A 5,771-nucleotide genomic window follows, 5' to 3' on the forward strand; every position below is an offset into this window, starting at 1 on the left:
GCCGCGATGTCGCCGGCGGCCTGCATCGGCGCGGAGCGGGTCACCGTCCGCGCGCTGGACCTGGCCGACCAGGATTCGGTACGCCAGTTCGTCGCCGGCTGGGACCAGCCGCTGCACATCCTGGTCAACAACGCGGGGATCATGGCGCTGCCCGAGTTGGAGCGCACCGCCGAGGGCTGGGAGATGCAGTTCGCCACCAACTTCATGGGGCACTTCGCGTTGACCGTCGGCCTGCACGACGCCCTCGCCGCGGCCGGCGGCGCCCGAGTCGTGTCGGTCAGCTCCAGCGGCAACCTCTTCTCCCCGGTGATCTTCGACGACCTGCATTTCGCGTTCCGGCCGTACGACCCGCTGCTGGCCTACGGGCAGTCCAAGAGCGCCGAGGCCCTGCTCGCAGTGGAAGCCACCCGCCGTTGGTCCGGCGAGGGCATCTACGCCAACGCGCTGAACCCGGGCGCCATCGCCACCGGGTTGCAGAAGCACACCGGTGGGCTGAAGTCGCCCAGGGAGATGCACAAGACCCCGCAGCAGGGCGCGGCGACCTCCGTACTGCTCGCGGCGTCCCCCCTGCTGAACGGTGTCGGCGGTCGCTACTTCGAGGACTGCGCCGAGGCCCCGGTCGTCACCGAGCGGCCCGCCGACTACAGCGGCGTGGCCGCGTACGCGGTCGACCCGGGCAACGCCGCTCGGCTCTGGGACGTGGCGTCGGACCTGATGTCGTAGCGCGGCGTCGCCGCCGGGCGGCCCAGCTCGGCGGAACCACGCCGGGCCTGGCAGTCCGGGTGGTACGACTGGGGCGGCGGTGGCAGCTGCGGGCCGGGGAAGGATGGCGATGGCGGGCGGGCTTCCGGGACGGCTGCTGCTCCGGCGGGAGAACCCGGGCAGGGCGTCGTTCCTGGAACTCTTCTTCGACCCGGCGTTCGTCTTCGCGGTCGTCGCCGGAGTGCTGCTGCTCATCGTCCTGGTCGACGGGATGCCCGGACTGCGGGGATACGCGCGACAGATCAGCGGACGGGACGGGTCCGACCAGCGGCGGCCCGGGGAGCGGCCCGATGCCTGAGAGGAAGCCGGACCACGGCGACCAACCGCGCAGACCCGACGTGGTGGAGTTGCGGGTGCACGGCGTGTCCGGGGGCGACCCCACAGTCATCCTCGACCGCCCGGGAGTCCGGCAGGTCGCCGGCGACGACCGCGGCGGCTTCCACCGGCCCGACCGGTCGGAGGGCACCGACCCGGACGGGGTGACGCTGGAGGCGTACCGCTGGGGGGACCTGCCCGCGGGCACCGTGGCCCGGACCCTCTCCATGGTCTTCCTGCTGCCGTTCATGTTCAGCAACGTGGCCGTGTGGATGCTGCCCACCGGCCGCCGCCGTGCCGCCGGGGTCACCATGCTGTGCCGGCTCCTCGCGCTCAACCTCACGGTGCTGTACGTGGTGTCCATCGCCGGGGTCGCCCTCGACCTGTTCGCCTGGCGGTGTCTCGGTGCGGCCCGCTGCCGTGAGCCCTTCGACACGATGGCCGGGCTCGACGGCCGGCACCTCGGGCAGCGGCTGTGCGTGCTCACACTCCTGCCGATCGCCGCCATCGTGTTCCTCCTACTTGTCGGCAAGCGCCGGTCCCACCCGGACGGCAACGCGGTGTGGACTGTGGAACCGCTGGTGCAGCGGCTGCGAGCGATCCACGTCGCCGCCGCGCTCGCCGTACTCGATCTCATGTTGCTGGTGGCCCGTCACACCGGTGGCGCGACGCTCGGTACGACGCTGCTGCTGACCCTCAGCGTGGTGGTGCTGCTGGTCTGCGTCGGTCTGCTCGCCGCCCCCGGGCTGGCCGACCGGGCCGCGATGGCGCGAACCGCGGAATGGACCGCCCGCACCACAGGCGTCCTGGCCGTCGGTCTGAGCGTGGCGACCCTCGTCCTCGTCGCGCGCGACGACCAGGGCTGGCCGTCGTCGACCGGGATGCCCGGCTACGGCGGGATCGCGGCCGGGGCCCTGTTCGGTCAGATGACCCTGCTGGTGGTGCTCAGCGGGCTGGTGCTGTGGCACCGTGGCCGTGCGGGCGGACGGTCCACGCTGCGGCGTGGCCTGGGCGCGGCGGTCGTCGCCGCCTTCGCGGTCGGCCTGGCCGGCGGGCTCTCCGCCGGTCTCGTCTACCAGATCGGGCAGCTGCTCGGCGGTTACTCCGGCGACGGTGGACCGCCGCTGCCGTACCGCTGGACGCTCCTGTCCTTCTTCCTGCACGTGGTCGCGGGGGTGCTGGTGTGTGGCGCCCTGACCCTCCTGTCGCGGCGACGACGACGCGCTGCGGCAACGGCGATCACCCGTCTCGACTTCCCGGTGGTTCCGCCGGAGGCGGCGGGGCGGCTACGGCTGACGATGACGACCATCGCCCGGGCGAGGTTCACCGAGTGGCTGGGTCTGATCGCGACCACGTACGCGGTGCTCGCGCTGATCGGACTGATCACGAGCCTGTTGGGGCGCACCGGGCGTGAGCCGGAGGAGTTGGCGCGACAGGTGTTCGGGCTGCCGCCACGAGCCGTCGAGATGGGGCTCACCGGAAGCACCTACCTCCTCGCGGGACTGCTCCTCACACTGTTGGCCGGGGGTGTGTTCGCCTATCGGACCGCGTGGTTCCGCCGGCACGTCGGCATTCTGTGGGACCTGGGCACCTTCTGGCCCCGGGCCGCGCACCCGTTCGCCCCGCCGAGCTACGCCGACCGGGCCGTGCCGGAGCTGGCCGACCGGATCAGCCAACTGGCCGAGCGACACGCCGGGGTGTTGCTCTGCGGGCACAGCCACGGGTCCGCGCTGCTGGCGCTGGCGGTGCTGCGGCTGCCTCCGCGCGTACGCCGACGGGTCGCGCTGCTCACCTACGGTTCACCGCTGGACCGCCTGTACGCCCGGCTCTTTCCGGCCTACCTCAACGATCAGGTGCTGCGGGAGGTGGGGGAGCGGGTCGAGTGGCGGTGGCTCAACCTCTGGCGGGAGACCGACCCGGTCGGCGGCTGGGTGTTCGCCGCACACCGACCCGGTGATCCAGCTCCGGACCCGGCCGATCCGGCGGGCCAGGTCGACAGGCGGTTGCGGGACCCCGCACACCTGCTGCCGGCGCCGGGAGAGCGGTCCGCGCCGCCGCTGCGGGGGCATCATCCGGGCGAGACCGACCCCGAGTTCCGGGCTGCGGTGCGCGAACTCACCGAACGCCTCCGCGACGCCAATTGAGGGTTACCGGCCACAGGGGGCAGCGACGCCGGTCAACGATCCATCTCAGGAATCCGGTCGGACTCCGCCACCGTCGCGCGGACCTTGCGCAGGGTGGCGTCGGGGGCCCGGATCGCGGCCCGCCAGCGGTCCAACGTCCGGGTGAGCACCCGGACGACGAACTGCAACTGGTTGACCTGCTCGCGGAGCGTGCCCAGCTCGGACCGGGCGCTGAACGCCTCGACCTCCAACTGGGTGATCCGTGTCTGCAACGGCTGCACGAGCGTGAGGGCGGCCTCGGTGAGCGTGTCGGCGGCATCGGCCTTGAACTTGCCCCGCTGCACCACGACTGTGGCGATCGCGGCAAGGCCGGTGCCCCCGCCGAGGATGCCGAGCACGCTGAGCGCCACCTGCACCCAGTGCGGGGCAGCTGGCGCGGGTGCGGTAATCACGTGACACCTGCCTGCAACTGTTCGTAGGTCACAAATTCGCATGCTCGCGCCAGGCGACGTAGGTCGATCGCGATCTGCGCGGCCCGCCAGAGCGACCCGACCGTCACCGCCATCACGAACGACGTGGCGACGATGGAGTTTCGGCCCGACATGACCAACAGGGCCACCGCGTACATGCCGGTGATCGTGCCCAGCACCAGCACCGACGCGAGTTCGAGGCCGAGCCCTGTGGAGAGCCGGCCGGGCCACAGGATGCCCAGTAGTCCGCCCACGCCCACCGCGACCAGACCCAGCTCCCAGGCGACCTGGATGGGCTCCGGCATCGACGTCTGAACGGACGTCGGCCGGACGTTGAGGGTCATCATCAGAACGCCGCAGAGAGGTGCTGCGGCCAGGACAGCGATCTCGTACGGCTGGTGGCGGGATCGGATACGAAGGTTTCCCACGGCAACTCCTTGGTCGAGGACCGGCGTCCGGCAGCGCCCGCTGGGCCGGTGCCGTTCGGTGGGTCGCGGCCGTGGAGCCGCGAACCGTGCGGCGGAGCCCGGTGGTGCGTTGCCTGTGGACGGTCGTTGGGCGAGAAGATGGAGCGACTCGACGTCGTTGGCTGCCGGTATCTGCCTGTGTATCACCGATCGCCGGTTGGCGTCCACCTGTGTAACGTCGCATTCCCGCAGGTCAAGGGGCATTGCACGCTGGTTTTTGGGCGGTGGGAAGGGTGAAGCGCGACGACCCGGCCGCACTGTCGCCCGGTGACAGGGAGTGTCAGATATCTTCCCCAGGGTGACGATTGTGGGCCGGGTCGTCGGTCGATCAGCGAGCGAGCAGGGCGCGCAGCGCCCGGAGCACCTCGGCCGGGGCCTCCTCCGCCATGAAGTGCCCGCAGCTGACCGTCTGGTGGTCGAGATCCGGCGCCCAGGCCCGCCACACCGCCGCCGCGTCGTAGCCCAGCGCTGCGCCCCAGTCCTGCTGGAGCACCGCCACCGGCATCCGCAGCTGGTTGCCGGCCGCCCGGTCAACGGCGTCGTGAGCCACGTCGATCCCGGCCGACGCCCGGTAGTCGGCGGCGATCGAGGGGACGGCGTCGCGGGACGCGCGCAGGTAAGCGGCACGCACCTCAGCCGGCAGAGCCTCCGGATCACGGGTCCAGACGTCCAGGAAGTGACCGAAGAAGGCGTCCGGGCTGCCGGCGATCAGCTCTTCGGGCAGGCCGGGCGGCTGCGCCATCAGATAGAGGTGAAACGCCACAGCGGCGCTGGCGCCGTGCAACACGTCCCACATGTCCAGCGTGGGTAGCACGTCGAGCAGGGCCAGGTGACTGATCGCCGCCGGATGGTCCAGGCCGGCACGGAAGGCGACCAGGGCGCCCCGGTCGTGCCCGGCCAAGGCGAACCGCTCGTGACCGAGCGCGCCGGCCAGCGCGACGATGTCGGCGGCCATGGTGCGCTTGGCGTACCCGGTGCCATCGGTGTCGAGGGGCTTGTCGCTGTCGCCGTAGCCGCGCAGGTCCGGGCAGATGACCGTGTGGTCGGCGGCCAGATCGGCGGCGACGTGCCGCCACATGAGGTGAGTCTGCGGAAAGCCGTGCAGCAGCACGATCGCCGGCCCGGAACCGCCCACGGCGGCGTTGAGCGTCACGCCGTCGGCGACGGTGACACGTCGGTAGTCGAATCCGTTGATCTTCGGGTCCACGGGGGAACCTTCCTGGTGAGCAGTCCCGGCGGGGGCGGTGGCCCGTCGCCGTCGTACCTCACCGAGCCTGCCCGGCGGTGATCAGCAGCCGGTCAGCGTCGGATCAGTGCCGGGCCTAGATTGGTGCCGTGACCAGGCATCTGACGGCGCCCGTCGCGGTGACCTTCGGCGTACTCGGGCCGGTGATCGCCGCGACCGAGCGCGGCCCGATCGCCCTGCGGGGACACCGGCAGCGCCTGGTGCTGGGTCGGCTGTTGATCGCCCACGGGCGGGTGGTGCCGGTGGATCGTCTCGTCGACGACCTGTGGGAGGTCGCACCGGACGGCGCGGTGGGAGCGATCCGGACCTTCGTCGCCGACCTGCGCCGGGCCCTGGAGCCCGATCGGCCACCCCGGCAGCCGCCCCGGATCCTGGTCACCGAGCCGCC

Annotated in this window: 7 protein-coding genes; 4 read left to right on the forward strand and 3 right to left on the reverse strand. The window is 71.8% G+C overall.

Features of this window, described 5'->3' with window-relative positions; translation table 11 throughout:
- The 3 genes from ABZ749_RS27640 to ABZ749_RS27650 all read left to right on the forward strand — a co-directional run.
- Positions 1-723, forward strand: a 723-nt coding sequence (locus tag ABZ749_RS27640; RefSeq protein ID WP_357232942.1) for an SDR family NAD(P)-dependent oxidoreductase, incomplete at its 5' end; no start/stop codon positions are given.
- Positions 724-832: 109 nt separating this feature from the next.
- A complete protein-coding gene (locus ABZ749_RS27645; RefSeq protein ID WP_357232945.1) occupies positions 833-1,060 on the forward strand; it encodes a hypothetical protein in 228 nt (75 codons plus the stop codon).
- Complete coding sequence (locus ABZ749_RS27650) at positions 1,053-3,221, forward strand: hypothetical protein (RefSeq protein ID WP_357232947.1); 2,169 nt, start codon at positions 1,053-1,055, stop codon at positions 3,219-3,221. The genes ABZ749_RS27645 and ABZ749_RS27650 overlap by 8 nt, the downstream gene beginning before the upstream one ends.
- A 32-nt stretch (positions 3,222-3,253) precedes the next feature.
- Here ABZ749_RS27650 and ABZ749_RS27655 read toward each other — a convergent pair whose 3' ends face one another.
- The 3 genes from ABZ749_RS27655 to ABZ749_RS27665 form a co-directional block, all read right to left on the reverse strand.
- A complete protein-coding gene (locus tag ABZ749_RS27655; protein WP_355006817.1) occupies positions 3,254-3,652 on the reverse strand; it encodes a hypothetical protein in 399 nt (132 codons plus the stop codon).
- Complete coding sequence (locus tag ABZ749_RS27660; protein ID WP_357196887.1) at positions 3,649-4,098, reverse strand: hypothetical protein; 450 nt, start codon at positions 4,096-4,098, stop codon at positions 3,649-3,651. The genes ABZ749_RS27655 and ABZ749_RS27660 overlap by 4 nt, the downstream gene beginning before the upstream one ends.
- A gap of 367 nt (positions 4,099-4,465) precedes the next feature.
- Complete coding sequence (locus ABZ749_RS27665; protein WP_357232949.1) at positions 4,466-5,344, reverse strand: alpha/beta hydrolase; 879 nt, start codon at positions 5,342-5,344, stop codon at positions 4,466-4,468.
- Between the two features lie 128 nt (positions 5,345-5,472).
- Here ABZ749_RS27665 and ABZ749_RS27670 point away from each other — a divergent pair.
- Positions 5,473-5,771 (forward strand): winged helix-turn-helix domain-containing protein (locus tag ABZ749_RS27670; protein ID WP_357232951.1); only part of this gene is annotated, 299 nt, incomplete at its 3' end.

The organism is Micromonospora sp. NPDC047753, assembly GCF_040642735.1.
GTDB lineage: Bacteria > Actinomycetota > Actinomycetes > Mycobacteriales > Micromonosporaceae > Micromonospora.